18 protein-coding genes and 1 pseudogene are annotated in these 16,648 nt (G+C 34.3%); 15 read left to right on the plus strand and 4 right to left on the minus strand.

The window, feature by feature from the left end; all coding sequences use genetic code 11:
• Window positions 1–463: 463 nt before the first annotated feature.
• The 6 genes from J2772_RS17930 to J2772_RS17955 all read left to right on the plus strand — a co-directional run bounded on the left by J2772_RS17930 (window position 464) and on the right by J2772_RS17955 (window position 6,183).
• Window positions 464–1,243 carry a sensor histidine kinase gene (locus J2772_RS17930; protein ID WP_209919101.1) on the plus strand — a complete coding sequence of 260 codons (780 nt, stop codon included), beginning with the start codon at window positions 464–466 and terminating at the stop codon, window positions 1,241–1,243.
• Window positions 1,244–1,369: 126 nt separating this feature from the next.
• Window positions 1,370–1,696 carry a hypothetical protein gene (locus J2772_RS17935; protein ID WP_209919102.1) on the plus strand — a complete coding sequence of 109 codons (327 nt, stop codon included), beginning with the start codon at window positions 1,370–1,372 and terminating at the stop codon, window positions 1,694–1,696.
• Between the two features lie 21 nt (window positions 1,697–1,717).
• Entirely contained in the window at window positions 1,718–2,098 is a 381-nt protein-coding gene (locus J2772_RS17940) for a hypothetical protein (RefSeq protein WP_209919104.1), read from the plus strand.
• 5 nt (window positions 2,099–2,103) lie between these two features.
• Window positions 2,104–3,327: a hypothetical protein gene (locus J2772_RS17945; protein ID WP_209919106.1), complete on the plus strand. Its 1,224-nt coding sequence runs from the start codon at window positions 2,104–2,106 to the stop codon at window positions 3,325–3,327.
• A gap of 192 nt (window positions 3,328–3,519) precedes the next feature.
• Window positions 3,520–4,812: a phosphopyruvate hydratase gene (eno, locus tag J2772_RS17950; RefSeq protein WP_209919107.1), complete on the plus strand. Its 1,293-nt coding sequence runs from the start codon at window positions 3,520–3,522 to the stop codon at window positions 4,810–4,812.
• Window positions 4,813–4,896: 84 nt separating this feature from the next.
• Window positions 4,897–6,183, plus strand: a complete 1,287-nt coding sequence (locus tag J2772_RS17955; protein ID WP_209919109.1) for a citrate synthase — start codon at window positions 4,897–4,899, stop codon at window positions 6,181–6,183.
• A 60-nt stretch (window positions 6,184–6,243) separates the two neighbouring features.
• Here J2772_RS17955 and J2772_RS17960 read toward each other — a convergent pair whose 3' ends face one another.
• The gene (locus tag J2772_RS17960; protein WP_209919111.1) at window positions 6,244–6,567 is read right to left on the minus strand and encodes a nuclear transport factor 2 family protein; all 324 of its coding nucleotides are present in this window, start codon (window positions 6,565–6,567) and stop codon (window positions 6,244–6,246) included.
• A gap of 18 nt (window positions 6,568–6,585) precedes the next feature.
• Entirely contained in the window at window positions 6,586–7,380 is a 795-nt protein-coding gene (locus tag J2772_RS17965) for an SDR family oxidoreductase (RefSeq protein WP_209919113.1), read from the minus strand.
• Window positions 7,381–7,501: 121 nt separating this feature from the next.
• Between J2772_RS17965 and J2772_RS17970 the strand changes: the two genes are divergently transcribed.
• The 3 genes from J2772_RS17970 (at window position 7,502) to J2772_RS17980 (ending at window position 11,292) form a co-directional block, all read left to right on the plus strand.
• Window positions 7,502–7,888 carry a winged helix-turn-helix transcriptional regulator gene (locus tag J2772_RS17970; protein ID WP_209919115.1) on the plus strand — a complete coding sequence of 129 codons (387 nt, stop codon included), beginning with the start codon at window positions 7,502–7,504 and terminating at the stop codon, window positions 7,886–7,888.
• Window positions 7,889–7,973: 85 nt separating this feature from the next.
• Complete coding sequence (locus J2772_RS17975; RefSeq protein ID WP_209919117.1) at window positions 7,974–9,038, plus strand: helix-turn-helix domain-containing protein; 1,065 nt, start codon at window positions 7,974–7,976, stop codon at window positions 9,036–9,038.
• Window positions 9,039–9,117: 79 nt separating this feature from the next.
• A complete protein-coding gene (locus J2772_RS17980) occupies window positions 9,118–11,292 on the plus strand; it encodes a TonB-dependent receptor domain-containing protein (protein ID WP_209919119.1) in 2,175 nt (724 codons plus the stop codon).
• Between the two features lie 35 nt (window positions 11,293–11,327).
• Here the strand turns inward: J2772_RS17980 and J2772_RS17985 are convergent, their stop codons facing one another.
• Both J2772_RS17985 and J2772_RS17990 read right to left on the minus strand, forming a co-directional pair.
• Window positions 11,328–11,492, minus strand: coding sequence for a hypothetical protein (locus J2772_RS17985; RefSeq protein ID WP_171817581.1), 165 nt, complete (start codon window positions 11,490–11,492; stop codon window positions 11,328–11,330).
• 280 nt (window positions 11,493–11,772) lie between these two features.
• Window positions 11,773–11,934, minus strand: coding sequence for a hypothetical protein (locus tag J2772_RS17990; RefSeq protein WP_209919121.1), 162 nt, complete (start codon window positions 11,932–11,934; stop codon window positions 11,773–11,775).
• A 290-nt stretch (window positions 11,935–12,224) separates the two neighbouring features.
• Here J2772_RS17990 and J2772_RS17995 point away from each other — a divergent pair, with 290 nt between their 5' ends.
• From J2772_RS17995 to J2772_RS18020, 6 genes and pseudogenes are all read left to right on the plus strand, one after another.
• Window positions 12,225–13,139, plus strand: a complete 915-nt coding sequence (locus J2772_RS17995) for a dimethylarginine dimethylaminohydrolase family protein (RefSeq protein ID WP_209919123.1) — start codon at window positions 12,225–12,227, stop codon at window positions 13,137–13,139.
• 72 nt (window positions 13,140–13,211) lie between these two features.
• A pseudogene (locus J2772_RS18000) lies at window positions 13,212–13,577 on the plus strand (four helix bundle protein).
• A gap of 100 nt (window positions 13,578–13,677) precedes the next feature.
• Window positions 13,678–14,601 (plus strand): citrulline utilization hydrolase CtlX, encoded by a 924-nt coding sequence (gene ctlX / locus J2772_RS18005; protein ID WP_209919125.1) that lies wholly within the window; start codon window positions 13,678–13,680, stop codon window positions 14,599–14,601.
• 20 nt (window positions 14,602–14,621) lie between these two features.
• The gene (locus J2772_RS18010) at window positions 14,622–14,981 is read left to right on the plus strand and encodes an S-adenosylmethionine decarboxylase family protein (protein ID WP_209919127.1); all 360 of its coding nucleotides are present in this window, start codon (window positions 14,622–14,624) and stop codon (window positions 14,979–14,981) included.
• Window positions 14,982–14,984: 3 nt separating this feature from the next.
• Window positions 14,985–16,448, plus strand: a complete 1,464-nt coding sequence (locus J2772_RS18015; protein ID WP_209919129.1) for a DUF4178 domain-containing protein — start codon at window positions 14,985–14,987, stop codon at window positions 16,446–16,448.
• A gap of 3 nt (window positions 16,449–16,451) precedes the next feature.
• Window positions 16,452–16,643 (plus strand): hypothetical protein, encoded by a 192-nt coding sequence (locus J2772_RS18020; RefSeq protein WP_245365261.1) that lies wholly within the window; start codon window positions 16,452–16,454, stop codon window positions 16,641–16,643.
• Window positions 16,644–16,648 lie beyond the last annotated feature (5 nt).

Genomic DNA, 16,648 nt, shown 5'->3' on the forward strand with positions numbered 1-16,648 from the left:
GATGAGCCGAATGCCATTCGATTTAATTTTTATATCATATTTTCTATGCTATATTTTATGTATTTATATTGGGATCAAAGACGTTGGAATATCCTTTTAATTATATTTTCAATATTTTGTTTTTCCTTTATTTATACATTGAAAATAAATCTTCTAAATAATATTTTTGATATAAGATTAGGTTTCATTATTTCATTCTTTTATATCACTATTTCATTGTCATGGCTGCTAAAAAAGAATTATTATTTTGATGGTGAAAAGATTATCAACAACCCGTTATACTGGATCAGTCTGTCACAAATTGTTTGGGCTAGTTTTTTTATTCTAAGAACAGTTCCTATGTATTATTTTAATGATTCAAATAAAAGTATTTTAAACTTTAGTAAGATATTGTTTATAGCAGGAAATTATATCTGTATTATATTATACACGTGTGCCTATTTTAAATGGAAAAAAAATAATTATGCCGGATAAGATTAAACTTACCATACTTTTAATAAGTATAATCATTGTTTTTATAGTGATAAGTCTGGCTTTTATAACCTATCTGTTTAACAAAAAGAGACTACTTTTTTTACAAGAACAAAAACTTAAAGAATCAGAGCACCAAAATCAGCTTCTCCAGAAAGAACTCGAAAAACAAAAAGTGATAGAACAGGAACGTGAACGTATTTCTCATGATATGCATGATGATCTAGGGGCAGGTATTTCAGCTCTTAAACTACAGGCAGAATTCCTGAAACAAAAAGCTACTGATGACGATTTACAGTGCGATATAGATGAACTTCTGAAAACCTCTGAAGAAATGAATACTTCTATGCGTGAAATGCTTTGGAGCCTAAATTCAGGAAATGATACATTGGGAAGCTTTGTTGATTATGCTATATTGTACACTGGAAGCTTTTTAAAGAAAACAAAAGTGATTCTTCATTCAGAATGTGAAGGTATTATTTCTGATACTCCAATTTCTACAGAGCTGAGACGTAACCTTTTTTTATGCTTAAAAGAAGCGGTTAATAATGTATATAAACACAGTCAGGCAAATGCTTTAAAACTTTCATTCTCCCAAAACGAAAATAAACTCTTAATAACTATTCAAGATAATGGGATAGGTATTCCTGATAATCAATCACAAGGAAACGGACTTCGAAATATGAAAAGAAGAATGAGTGAAGAAGAAGGAGAGTGTAATATCCTTTCTACAAACTCAGGAACTAGCCTGACCTTTGAAGTAAAATTATAATTTTTCTCTGATTTTTTATTAACAGCACCATTTCTAATCCTGCTTTTTGTTTTTACAATCACCCTTTTGTGTAATTGACAGGTGTGTTTTTTAGAGAGACCTTTGAGGTAATAAAACTTGATAGCCATGAAAACTTTAGTTAACAACAGCATTGAAGATTTAAAAGCTGCTTTGAAAAATGACAGTGATCTTCAGGAGAAATTTAAAATTAATCCTGTAGAGGCAATCAGAAACTTGGAAATAATAAACCCCAAAGAAACAGATTATTGGATCTACAGGATTATAGTGATTATGCTAGGGTTATCTATTATAGCCATCATAGCAGGGCTCATTCTTCTTTCCTTTTGGAGTGAAGGAGAACCAGACAGTCAGTTGGTAACGATCTTTGCTACCATTTCTTCAGGGGCAATAGGGGCCTTAGCAGGTCTTTTGTCTCCTTCACCCAGAAAATAAATAAAACTTAAAAAAATAATCATGAAAACCTTAATAAAAAAGTCTACAAAAACTTTTAAACTAACAGAAGACGATACAGATTATGTTTTGGAAATCACTATCTCTACCGAAGCTCAGCTAAATACAAATGTAAGATACTTAGCGACAAGCAATGATTTGTATGATGGATCTGAATATGTAATCCATGTAAATGTTATAAAAGGTAAACGACTACGAATTCGTCACATCTTTGATTTTAGTGGTATTAATGCAAATGTCTTGGACGATGCTATGAAGCATGCGACCATTACATATACTTTGTTTGGACAGGAAAATAGGATATTTCCTTTTGAAAAAAACACAAAGGCTGATCTGGACTCTATGAAAAGAATTATCAGTGTAAAAGTAATAACCATAAAATAAAGATCATGAAAAAGATAGTTTTAATGATGCTGACTTTTATAGTTATACATCAATATAGATCACAAGACAAAAAAACTGAAATAAAGGAAATTGATGTTGAACTTAAAGAACTTGCCATTTCAAATCCACCGTCTATTATTCTGTTGGGAATTTCTCCCTCCGAATTGGAAACTCCGAGATCAAAAAAAGGGATTGCTTTAAGCTTGGTAAACTCATTTAAAAAAAATGAGGGAATCCCGGATACTTATGCCTTTGAAATTACTCCGTATTGGATATTACGTTCCAATGAAATGAATTCACTTAAATACGCAGGATTAAAAGAAGGTGACGGAAAAATATATAAACAAAATATTTTTAATGAGATTAACAGGGCTTCATTCTCGTTAGGGTTTGTGAGAGATTTAATTTTAAATACAGATGATAATATCAAGAACCCTGCATTTTCTGTAAGTGTAAGAGGAACTTTAATTAAGATTCGTACAAAGGATAATGTCAAAAAAATAATAGAAGAAGACGCTGCGAAAAAAGCTCAGCTGAAATTGATTAGTAAATATTTAAGTGATAGAGAGCTGGAGCTTGAACAAAAGTGTATTGATAACGATTTGAATGATTCAGATTGTGAAGAACTATTAGAAAATGGTTTAAATAATTTATTAAAAAAGTATGAAGATAATGGTAAAGGGTTCAAAAATGTAGATTATTACAAAAGTCTCTTAGAGGCATCACCATTGCTTTCTGTTGATTTTGCAGGTGGTTATAGTACTTTTTTTTCTGATAATAAATTTTCAAGCAACCATTTTGGAAAGTTAGGATTTTGGTTAACGCTGAATACTGGATTTGATTTTACAAATAAAAAGAAGCCAGAGATAGAAAAGAAGCTTAATTTTTATGGCATAATTCGATACCTTGATGATGGAACAACTCTGGATACAAATCAACAGTTTTTTAGAACTAAAAACTATGATTTCGGTGGTAAAGCAGAGTTTACCTATAAAAGATTTTCTATTTCATGGGAATATATTTATCGTATCAATGACATTGAGAACACATTTCGCTCCAATGGACTGATTGCCTATAAAGTTTCGGATAAAATATATATTAATGCTGCATTTGGTAAAAATTATGGTGAGAAAGATAATCTTATTTCCTTTTTAGGCCTTAATTGGGGATTAGATTCGGAAAGGAAGAGTGTTTTTATAAATACTCCTGAAGAAAAAAAGATTGAATAACAATATTATATTTTAAAGAAAAAAAGCCTTTTTTGATTTGATTTCAAAAAAGGTTTTTAATGGTTTTAAACTAAGAGTTTATCATAATATAAATTAACTAAAATTTAACTTGGATTTATCTCAAAAAAATCCCCTGAAATACCCCTGAAAGTTAAATTTTGATTAAATTTGTCTAAACTAAAAAAATAAAAAATGAGTGCAATTTCTTACATAGAAGCAAGACAGATTTTAGATTCCAGAGGTAATCCTACCATTGAAGTGGATGTATTTACAGAAAATGGTGCAATGGGCCGTGCAGCTGTTCCTTCAGGAGCATCTACAGGAGAACATGAAGCCGTAGAATTACGTGACGGAGGTTCAGAATACCAAGGAAAGGGAGTTTTGAAAGCTGTTGAAAATGTAAAAGAAGTAATTGCAGAGAATTTAGTTGGGCAGCCGGTTTTTGAACAAAACTATATTGATCAGATCATGATTGATCTTGATGGAACACCTAACAAAGGAAATCTTGGTGCTAATGCAATCCTTGGAGTTTCTTTAGCCGTAGCAAGAGCTGCAGCTGCAGAACTGGGAATGCCTCTATACAAATATGTAGGTGGTGTAAATGCAAATACGCTTCCTGTTCCAATGATGAATGTAATCAACGGGGGTTCTCACTCTGATGCCCCTATCGCATTCCAGGAATTTATGATTATGCCTGTAAAAGCTGATTCTTTCTCTCATGCATTAAGAAAAGGAACAGAAATTTTCCACAGCCTTAAATCAATTCTTAAAGGAAGAGGTCTTTCTACTGCTGTAGGAGACGAAGGAGGTTTTGCTCCAACTTTCAACGGAACTGAAGATGCTTTGGATACTTTGCTTCAGGCAATTGAAAAAGCAGGATATAAGCCTGGTGACGACATTATGTTGGCATTAGACTGTGCTGCTTCGGAATTCTACAAAGACGGAACTTACGATTACAGAAAATTTGAAGGAGATAAAGGAGCTCACAGATCAAGAGAAGAGCAGGTTTCTTACCTTGCTGAATTAGCTGCTAAATATCCGATCATCTCTATCGAAGACGGTATGCAGGAAGATGACTGGGAAGGATGGAAAATGTTAACTGATAAAATCGGTGACAGAGTACAGTTAGTAGGTGATGACTTATTTGTAACTAATGTTGACAGATTATCAAGAGGAGTAAAAGAAGGTATTGCTAATTCCATCCTTGTAAAAGTAAACCAGATTGGTTCTCTTTCTGAAACAATGGCAGCAGTACAGATGGCTCAGAACAATAAGTTCACTTCAGTAATGTCTCACAGATCAGGAGAAACTGAAGATTCTACTATCGCTGATTTAGCAGTAGCAATGAACTGTGGTCAAATTAAAACAGGTTCTGCTTCAAGATCAGACAGAATGGCAAAATACAACCAGTTGTTGAGAATTGAAGAAGCTCTTGGTGAAACTGCAATTTTCCCAGGTTTAGAAGCATTCAAAATTAAAAGATAATTGAATTTATAAATAACGGCAAGCGATAATTTTTGTTTGCCGTATTTTATGGAAAGTGGTATATTTAAAAAAAATAAATAAATAATGTCAGACAACAAAGTAATATTGAATTACGACGGTAATTCATATGAATATCCAATTGTGGATAGTACTATCGGAGACAGAGGGATTGATATTTCAAAATTAAGAGACCAGACAGGTTTAATCACTCTGGATTTAGGTTACAAAAATACGGGAGCTACTATTAGCGACATCACTTACTTAGACGGAGATAAAGGAGAATTATTCTACAGAGGTTATCCAATCGAGCAAATTGCTGAGAAATCTAACTTCACTGAGGTAATGTATCTTTTATTACATGGAGAATTACCTACTCAGGATCAATTTACTTCTTTCGACAACAACATTAAAAAATATAACTTCATCGCAGATGAGATGAAAAAGATCATTGATGTTTTTCCTCGTTCTGCTCACCCTATGGGAGTTTTATCTTCTATGACTTCTGCTTTAACAGCTTTCAACCCGAAGGCAGTTAACGTAAACTCTAAAGAAGAAATGGATCACGCTGCTGAGCTTATGATCGCTAAGTTCTCTCACCTTTGTGCCTGGACTTACAGAAAAACTCAAGGTTTACCATTAAACCACGGTGATAACAACCTAAACTATGTAGAGAACTTCTACAAAATGGCATTCAGATTACCAAACGCAGATTTCGAAATCGATCCGGTAGTTGTCAATGCATTAGATAAATTATTAATCCTTCACGCTGACCACGAGCAAAACTGTTCTACTTCTACAGTAAGAATGGTAGGTTCTGCTCACACAGGCCTTTTCGCTTCTATCTCTGCTGGGGTATCTGCACTTTGGGGACCACTTCACGGTGGAGCTAACCAGGCTGTAATCGAAATGCTTGAGCTTATCGAGAAAGATGGTGGTGATGTATCTAAATATGTTGCTAAAGCTAAAGACAAAGCTGATAACTTCCGTCTAATGGGATTCGGACACAGAGTTTACAAAAACTTCGACCCAAGAGCAAAAATTATCAAGAAAGCTGCTGATGATATCCTTAAAGCATTAGGTATCCAGGATAAAGCTCTAGATATTGCAATGCAGTTAGAAAGAGTAGCCCTTGAAGATGATTACTTCGTAGAAAGAAAACTATATCCAAACGTAGACTTCTATTCAGGTATCATTTACAGAGCGTTAGGTATTCCTACAGAAATGTTCACCGTAATGTTTGCGTTAGGAAGACTTCCGGGATGGATTTCTCAGTGGAAAGAAATGAGATTGAAAGGAGACCCAATCGGAAGACCAAGACAGGTTTACCAAGGTGCTCAGGAAAGAAACTATATCGACATTGCAAGCAGATAATATCTGCTTATACCATAAAAGAATCCCAAAGCTTGCTTTGGGATTCTTTATTTTTATAACTTATTCAGTAATAGCTAAAGCTGTAATAAGATTGTCCTTAATCTGGAAATGAAAATTCAACACTATCGGACTGCCATCAAAAAAACCGGAAATCTTAATTTTTAAAATGGTTGTATTATCCTTCACAGAAAAACTTTTTACCTCAAACAAGGTTTTGTATTCATTATTAGATTTTTCGTTCCATTGTCTTATTTCTTCTTTTCCTGTGTATATTTTTCCTTCATCAAATACGACTGCCTGTTCAGAAAAACAATTAGAAAAAGAAATACTGTCAAAAAGTTCCTGTGACTTTAAAAATTCCTGTAAAATGTGAGGTAAGTTCATATTGTTATTTTTAAATGATTAAACAGTAGGAATAGTACCGCCGTCTATTACATATTCGGTTCCAGTTAAATATTGTGCCCGCGGGGAAACTAAAAAGCCAACAAACTCGGCAATATCTTCAGGTTGGGCAGGTTTACCGATGGGAATTCCACCCAATGCATCCATGACACTTTGAGTAGCCTCTTCAATTGAAGTTTCTGAACTCTTAGCAATGCGTTCCATCATTCGGATTGAAGATAAAGTCATGATCCAGCCTGGAGAGACGGCAAGCACACGAACTCCTTTCGGAGAAACTTCTTTTGATAAACCTTTGCTGTAATTGATCAGTCCTGCTTTGGCAGCAGCATAGGGTAATGTAGAATCAAATAAAGGCAGCCTTCCCTGAATTGAAGCAATATGAAGGATCACTCCTGCCTTTCGCTCCAGCATCTGAGGAAGAAATCCTCTATCTAAACGAACTGGAGCAAGAAGGTTCGTTTGAATCGTATTTTCCCAATCTTCATCACGAAGAACAGCAAAACCTCCACCAGGTGTATCTGAGCCACCGAGATTGTTGATCAGAATATCCAGTCTGTCAAAGGATGAAAGAATTTCTTTTACCAGGTTTTCAGTTCCTTTTACCTGGTTCAGATCACTTGCAATAAAATGAATTTGGTCATCCATATTTTCAGGTTGATTTCTTGCAGTGACAATTACAGTGGCACCAGCTGCCAATAATCTTTCAGCAATAGCTTTTCCTGTTCCTTTTGTTCCACCTGTTACCAAAGCAATTTTACCTGATAATTCATTGTTGAAATTAAATGGTTCTGTCATTATTTCTTTTTTGTACAAATTTCAGGAGTATGGCAAGCTCATACAAGTACGGTCTTACGAATTGCATAGGGATAAATTAATCCCCTATTGTGATCTCATTTCATTGTCTTACATTTGTTTTATGTATGAAAGAAAAATCCCACCCAATCTGAACTGCGGGCTTGATCTGATTGCTGAGGTGCTCTATGGCAAATGGAAAATTCGTTTGCTATGGTTTATTAATGAAGGATTTCAAAGACCCAGTGAATTGCAGCGGAAAATTCCTGATGCTTCCCGCAGAGTATTGAATGTTCAGCTGAAAGAACTGGAAGAACATGATCTTGTCATTAAGAAAGTTTATCCTGTAGTACCTCCAAAAGTAGAATACAGACTTACGGAATTTGGGCAGACATTGATTCCAGTAATTGCCACATTAGGGAAATGGGGTGATGATCATGAAGAACGTTTACGGACATTGATATTGAAAAGGTTGGAAAAGGGATCAAAAGATGATACAGAACATACTTAGTCACCAATTTTTAATATTTTACAGATATTTACAAAATCGAATATAATAATTTGATTAAATTTACTACTGTAAAAAATAATACCCAATGACCTTCGGACAACAGATATTATTCTTCTTTAGTGCTGTAGGAGCTTTCAATGGGCTTTTGCTTGGAATTTACCTGTTGTTTATCAAAAAGTTGAAATATCTCCCGGATTTTTTCTTAGGACTTCTTCTATTGATGCTAAGTTCAAGAGTAGGAATTTCAGTATGTATGTATTTCTATCCTGACCTACCAAGGATTATTCCGCATCTGGGGCTGTCCGCATTATTTTTTACAGGGCCTGCTTTATATTATTACATAAGATCTTCCTTTCAAAATGATCGGTTTGATTGGAAAAACTGCCAAAAAACATTCGGAATACTAACCCTTATTTTAGGTGCTGTCGGATTGCTGTATTTATTTTTTCCGGTTACTTGGGATCATTATTTTGGAACTTTTATTTATACTGCTTGGTCGGTATTTGTATTTCTTACCGCTTATCAATACTATATTTTTTCAAAACAGAATATGGTAAGTTCCAATAAATTTGTTCTTCCGGTTCTTGTGAGCAATATTATCATATTTTTAACCTATCAACTGATCTCTACGGGTTGGGTGCAGATTTATTGTGCCGGGGGAAGTTTGGTTTTCTCATTTGTTCTGTATGCTAATTTTTTAATTTTATTTAATAAAAAATATCAACAGGTCCCGATAAAAGAAATCAATAATAGATATTCCAATAAAAAGATTTCAGAAGAACAGGCAGATAGTTTTGTTTCCAGATTAGAAAAACTTATGGAGGCTGAAGAACTCTATAAAAATCCAAATCTTAAATTGAACGACCTGGCATCCAGAATGAACATGTCTGCTCATCAGCTTTCCCAACTGTTGAATGATAATTTAGAAAAAAGCTTTTCCATTTATATCAATGAGTACAGAATCAATGAAGCCTGTGAAAAAATAGAAAATGGCTCCTATTTGAAGATTGAAGAGATTGGTTATGAAGTAGGATTTAATTCTAAATCTACTTTCTTTTCAACATTCAAAAAAATAAAAAATACAACACCTCTTTTATACAAACAGTCACAAACCTTTACTGAACCAAGGTTTCAGAGTTCGAATTTATAATTTCGTACTGCGGAATTTAAATTCCAAAACCTGATTTTTTTGGTAAGCTAATACATTTGACTTCATAAAATTAAAAATTATGATCATCAAATTATGGCTCTTATTGTTGCTGTTATTCTTATCTTTTTTTGGAAAGGCACAGGATATTGCAAAAAGAAAAAGTGCAGATTCTCTCACTGAGACTAAAACGTCTACAACAACTATTTCTGAAGTGGTTATCCAGTCCACTTCACGAAAGATAAAGCTCAATGATGGAAATTTGGTAATGACCGTTTCCGGAAATAAAGACTTTAAAACTTCAACCCATCTTTTGGATGTTCTGAGAAAAACTCCAGGTGTTTCTGTGGATCAGGAAGACGGAATTTTTATTGGTGGAAGAATCTCTCCAGCTATTTTCATTGACGGAAAACAAATTGTTATGAGCAATCAAGAGTTGCAGGCATACTTAAGATCGTTATCCCCTGAAATGGTAGAATCTATAGAAGTGAATACAAATCCTTCTTCAAAATATGATGCAGAATTTAAAGGAATCATTGAGATAAGGCTTAAAAAAAATGTAAATCTAGGCTTGAAAGCCAGTTACAATGGAAATGTATATGTTAATAAATTCAATTACAGGGAAAATACATTTAATATTTCTTACCATACAGGAGAAGCAACTTACAACGTGCAGGCAGGATTTAATGACGGGATTTCAACGTACCGGTATCATGCTTTGCAACATTTGGCCAATACCAATATCATGAGAACTAATACCTATCAGAAAGATCAGGGAAAAGTTTACAGTCTTCAGGCTGGGGCAGATTTTAGATTAAATGATAAAAACAGATTAGGTTTCAATCTAAGAGGTAATTTCAGGAAGAATGACCGTATCCGAAATGGATCACTCTATGCTGTTGATAAAACTGAGACTCAAACAATCTTTAACACAATTAATGAAAACCCTATACATTACAATCAGGATAATTATGGAATAACAGCTGATTATTCCTTTCTCAATAAAGGATTTAAACTTAATATTTCAACAAATTATCTCTCTGTTAAAAACAGACAGGATGATGATTTTATCAATAGAGATCAATCTACAACTAATCTTTTGTCTTATTGGAAGTCAGACCTTTTAAATAAAATTAATATCTACCTCGCACAGGCTGATGCTTCACAAAAATTAGGGAATGCAGATCTAGGAGTAGGAATTAAATACAACAGTTCAGATACCCATAATAATATCAGATATGATACTTTGTCTTCCGGAAATAAATTTGTTCCTGATCCAACAAGAAGTAATATCTTTTTGTATAAAGAAAAAATATGGGCTGGATATCTTACTTACGGTCAGGAAATTGGAGATCTTAAAATCAATGCAGGGCTAAGGTTTGAAAATACCCGCAGTATATCAAATGCAGTGAGTATTGATTCTATTGTCAAAAGGAACTATCTTGAGTGGTTACCTTCTTTAAGTCTCAATTACACATTCAATAAGTCCAGCGAACTTTCCTTGTCTTATAGCAGAAAGATAACAAGACCGGCTTTTTCCCAGCTTAACCCTTTTCGGTACTATTTCAGCCCTTTAAATTATTGGATAGGAAATCCATATTTGCAGCCTTCCTTTACCAGCCAGATTAAAGCAGTCTATCGTTATAAAAACTGGGTGACAAGCTTTACTGTCGGAAAAGAAAAGGATGTAATGACCCGATATCCGCTATACAACCCGGAGACGAATGTATTGGAATATCTTGGAACCAATCTTCCCTACAGGAATTTTGCCATTCTTGAAACAAGTTTCCCTGTGAAAATTACAAAATGGTGGAATATGACGGGGCAGATTACAGGCTATTATAATGATGAATTCAGACCTTATCTTGATGAAGTTTTTGCACTGGATATCTATAATTATGAAATAAGACTGAACCAGGTCTTTACTTTACCCAAAGGATACACAGTTAATCTATTTGCAAATTATGAATCCAAAACTGGAAATAGTCTTTACATTATTAAACCACGCTATAGTATCGACCTATCATTTCAGAAATCATGGTTGGATAATAAATTGAATACAAAGTTGGGGTATAATAATATTTTTGATTCCAATGACCAGAGTCTGGAGTTCAGACATAAACAGATTATGGACAACCGTTTGAGGCATTGGTGGGATAGCAGCCGTTTTTTCTTCTCGCTGAGCTATGTTTTTGGAGGGTCAAAATATCAGGCAAAAGAAATTCAGAGAACAGAAGAAGAAAACAGAGCAAGATAAAAGAAAACCTGCTTGGAAAAGCAGGTTTATTATTTTTATGGGCAAACACAGTTACCACATGTCCAAATTCTACAGCTTCCATCGTCATTCCACTCACAGCAGTATCTTGGTCTGTTGATACCAATTCCTCCGGTTACTGATTTTTGTTGCTCTCTTCCTAATTTTTGTGCGTTTTTAAGCACTGGATTGTTTTTGTTCATGATTTTGATTTTTTGATGTTAATAGTTAAGTTTTAAACAATATAATTTTTCATAAAATTATATCACTAATATATGAATTTATTTGTTTTAAAAATAAAATTTTATCATTATATGTATGAAATATAATAAATTGTATTAAAGTAAATAGTCCCTTCATAATTTTATTAAATAAAAAATGAGATTTATTATAGCTCATGGAATATGAAAAAGAAAATTTTTATGGTGAAGAGAATATAATAAAAAAGCCGCCCCACAAATCGTAGAAACGGCCTTGAAGGTTTTATGGGCACATACATCTGTCGCATGTCCAGATGAAACATTTTCCTGTTACGTCATCCCATTCGCAGCATCTTCTGCCAGCGATTGCTCCTCCCATAACGGATTTTTGTTGCTCTCTTCCTAATTTTTGTGCATTTTTCAGCACTGGATTGTTCTTGTTCATGACTTTGTTTTTTGATGTTAATAGTTCAGTTTTAATACATATAATTTCGCGAAAATTATATCACGAATGTAGGAAATTAAATTATAAAAAAATCTTTTTTTTCATCCTTATGTAGATGAAATATAGTAGGTTGTAGATGTTTTTGTGTGCTTTATACTACAGTTTATTGAATAGGGGGAGAATTTTGCTAAAAGGGGGTGTTTACGGAGACCAAATTTCAGGCATAAAATAATCCAAAAGTTTTCTAGATAGAGACCTTTACTTATATTTGTAGTATTGCATAAATCTTTATGAGACTAAACATTAAAAACGAAACGGGTAGGCTGAGATCAGTAGTTCTAGGCCAGCCTAATTCATTGGGACCGGTTCCCACACTAGATGAAAGTTATGACGCCAAGTCATATTACTCAATCGAACACAACATTTATCCTAAAGAAGAGGATATCATTAATGAAATGAACGCTTTTGAAGCGGTGTTAAAAAAGTATGACGTTGAAGTACTTCGTCCAAGCATCATTCAAGATTATAATCAGGTCTTTTCAAGAGATGTTGCTTTTGTGATTGATGATAAAATGATTATTTCCAACGTAATTGCAGACAGAGCGGACGAACAGGAAGCATATAAAAGTGTTTTCGAGAAAGTTGCCTGGAGAAAGATCATTAATCTTCCGGAAACTGCCCATATCGAAGGCGGAGATGTTATCGTATGGAATGATTTTATTTTCATCGGAACCTGCTTCAGCGAAGATTACAGAAACTATAAAACGGCAAGAACCAACGAGTATGCCATTGAAATTTTAAAAGAATACTTCCCAAAGAAAAGAATCATTGATCTTGAACTGAAGAAAAACGATAAAGTTCCTTTTGAGGGAATCTTACATCTGGATTGTACTTTCAACCCGGTGGGTGAAGATAAATGTATTATCTATAAAAACGGATTTGTAGACGAAAGCGACTACCGTCTAATCATCGATATTTTCGGAGAAGAAAACTGTTTCCACATCAATGATGAAGAAATGTTTGAAATGTTCCCGAACATTTTCTCTATCTCTCCCGATGTTGTAGTTTCCGACAAAACATTTACAAGAATGAACAATCATTTAAGAAACGAATGGGGAATGACTGTAGAAGAAATTCCTTACAGAGAAATCTCTAAAATGGGTGGTCTACTGAGATGTTCTACAATGCCCCTTATAAGAGAGTAGTTGAGTTATAGAGTAGAAGAGTTTTAGGGTAAGAGAGTTTGAATATAATTTTTAAATCTTAAATAAATAATTATGTCAACGATTAAATTTCATCAGGACCTAAAAGTCTATCCAAAACCTTTTGAGGTTGCACAGCAGATTTATGAACTTTCGAAGACGTTCCCAAAAGAAGAGCTTTATTCTCTTACAGACCAGATATGAAGATCATCAAGATCTGTAACAGCTAATGTAAGTGAAGCTTGGGGAAAAAGACGGTATGAAAAATCTTTTATCGCTAAACCTATAGACTCTGAAGGGGAGGCAAGGGAAACACAGACATGGTGTCAGTTTGCCTATGCCTGCAACTATATCAATGAAAAGCAATTTAACAATTTGCATAATCAGTATAATCAAATAATAGGGATGTTAGTGAATATGATTAATCAGTCAGAAAAATAATGGTGTTCATTTTCTTCATTCGATACCGAGTAAAAGAATTGATACAACATACTGACGACTCTCAAACTCTCATGCACTAGCACCCTCAAACTTAAAAGAAATGCAAACAACAGATACAGTATTAATGATAGAACCGATTGCATTCGGTTACAACGCAGAAACTGCGAAAAATAATTACTTTCAGGTAGAACAGACAGGTTCCGATATTCAGTCAAAAGCTTTGGCTGAGTTCAATACCTTCGTTGGGAAACTGAGAGAAAAAGGAATCAATGTTATTACTATAAAAGATACATTAGACCCTCATACACCAGATTCTATTTTCCCTAATAACTGGGTAAGTTTCCATAAAGACGGAAAAGTGGTTTTATATCCTATGTTCGCTTCCAACAGAAGAGTGGAAAGAAGAGATGATATTCTTGAAAGCATCAAGGACCAAGGATTTGATATTACTGAAATTGATGATTGGTCATTTCCTGAAACCCAGGGACATTTTCTGGAAGGAACAGGAAGTATGATTTTCGATCACGATAATAAGATTGCTTACGGCTCGGTATCTTTGAGATTAGATGAAAATTTATTCAGAGAATTCTGTGTAAAATATGGTTTCACACCAGTAGTTTTCCATTCTTATCAGACCGTAGGTACAGAAAGACTTCCTATTTATCACACCAATGTCATGATGTGTGTAGCAGATAAATTTGTAGTGATCTGCCTTGATTGTATTGACGATGAGTTGGAAAGAGAAAAAGTAATTGAAACCATCAAGAATTCAGGAAAAGAAATCGTTGAAATTTCAGAAGAGCAAATGCAGCAGTTTGCTGGAAATATGCTTCAGGTTCAGAATAAGGAGGGAGAAAAATTCCTTGTGATGAGCCAGACTGCCTACCAATCTTTAAATCAAGAACAGGTAGCTGCTATTGAAAAGTATTGTGAAATTATTTATTCTGATTTAAATACCATTGAAGTAAACGGAGGTGGAAGTGCAAGATGTATGCTCGCAGAAGTTTTTCTTCCAAAAAAATAATATATTTACGAAAAAATTAATTGAACCCATTATCAAATAAAGGTTTACATATTCTTCTGACTTTGGAAACAGAGTCAGAAGATTTGTTATTGGACAGCAAAGGTTTTCTTGCTTTTACAGAAAGTATCCTGAAAGCTAAAGAAGTAGAGATTGTAGGGATTACCAATCATGTCTTTGAAAATCAGAGTTTCACATCGGCAGTTTGCCTTAAAGAATCGCATCTCTGTATTCATACTTGGCCGGAATTTAAACAGCTTACCTTCGATGTTTTCCTTTGTAATTATACTCAGGATAATACCGTAAAAGTAGAGCAGATTGCAGATGAGGTTGTTCAGTATTTTAAAGCTAATACCATTCAGAAACACAAAATTTACAGATAGAAAATGGATCACATTTGTCCCCTTTGCCGGACTAACAACAACGAAATGGCCATAGATTTTGCCATTGAAGAATTTATCTGCAGCCATTGTAACAATCTTATTCCTGTAGGACACTCTACCCAGAAAAAGATTGTTAAAAAACCTGTGGAAAATGTTGTTTTGGAAGTTGGACGTAAAGGAATACTCTATGGAACGGAGTACTGGGTGATTAATATTGTTATTAAAAAATATGGTTCAGATATCTTTTGGAGAGAATATTCATTAAAAGACCGTGCCGGAAACAATGTCTATCTCAGTGAAAGTGACGGACACTGGGTTTTTCTTCGCCCTGTAGATTTTGCTTTTAAAGAATTCAAATATTATGCTGAAGCAAATGGCAAGAATTACAGATGGTATGAAACCACTCCCTGCACAGTGTATGCAGCTGCAGGTTTTTTTGAAGATAAGCTGCAGTTTGGACTGGCTACTTACAAAGAATATGTAAATGGCACTGAAATGATCTCCCGTGAGGAATATGGAAAATCAGTGCAGTTTTTTAAAGGCAATCATATTTCAAGAACTGAAATTAAAAAAGCATTCGGAATACAAGGTTTGCCTTACCGCTCCGGAACTGGAATTGTTCAGCCGTTTCTCTTTAATGTTAAGCAGTGTATCAATATTATGGCAATTACAGCCTTATTGATATGTGTATTGCAGCTGTATGTAGTCACTTCTAGAAGCAATCAGACGGTATTTGAACAGAACATCAATTTTGCAGATGTTACGGATAAGGAAGTGATGAGTAAAAGTTTTACCCTTTCAGGTGGCTCTGCCCCATTAAAAGTACATGCATTTTCTGATGTGGATAACTCCTGGGCAAGTATCGGGCTCAGCCTTGTGAATGAGAAAACGAACGAAATCATTTATGCTTCCAAGGATATTGAAAAATATTCAGGATATGAAGGCGGGGAAAGCTGGAGTGAAGGAAGCCAGACAGAAGATTTCAATTTGTGTGGTATTCCTGCAGGAACTTACCATTTTCTGATCTCGGCAGAAAAAGAAGGAGGAACTAAAGATCCGTTTAAATCCGGCTATAGACCTCAGAATGCAGATTTTTCAATTCTTAAAAATAATGAAGGAGGTTTCTCTCTCAAAAATGATAAAGATCAAACAATCAGGACCTATAATGATCTGGAAGTTTTGACAAGTGAAATCATACTGAGGACCGGCCTTCAGAATACTATAAAAGAGACTGGGAAATTAGATTCTATACTTCTCAATATGACTCAGGAGTATGGTGATCCTGTCAATTTTGAGAAAAACCCAGCCGTAAATATTACAGCCACCTGGCTGCCGGTTTCCTTCTGGAATTTTGGGATTGTTCTGGTTTGTCTCATCCTATTTACAGTATTGAGCTACTGGATGAAACGTACTTTCGAATCAGGAAAATGGAGTAACAGTTCCAACTCACCTTATGCTAGCAATTAAACCATGGAAAGAATAATTAATTATATCAGAAGCAACTGGCTGTTATTGGCGATTGGTAGTTTTTTTATGGGATTGTTTGTTTATCTTACATTTACAGGAAACCAATTCTGTGACTGTGTAAAAACAGAAAAATATCGCGATGGAACTACAAAAAGCCATTCCAGAGCAGGGTTTTACAGATACTATCACAAATAAAATAT

The organism is Chryseobacterium jejuense (assembly GCF_017877355.1).
Lineage (GTDB): Bacteria > Bacteroidota > Bacteroidia > Flavobacteriales > Weeksellaceae > Chryseobacterium > Chryseobacterium jejuense_A.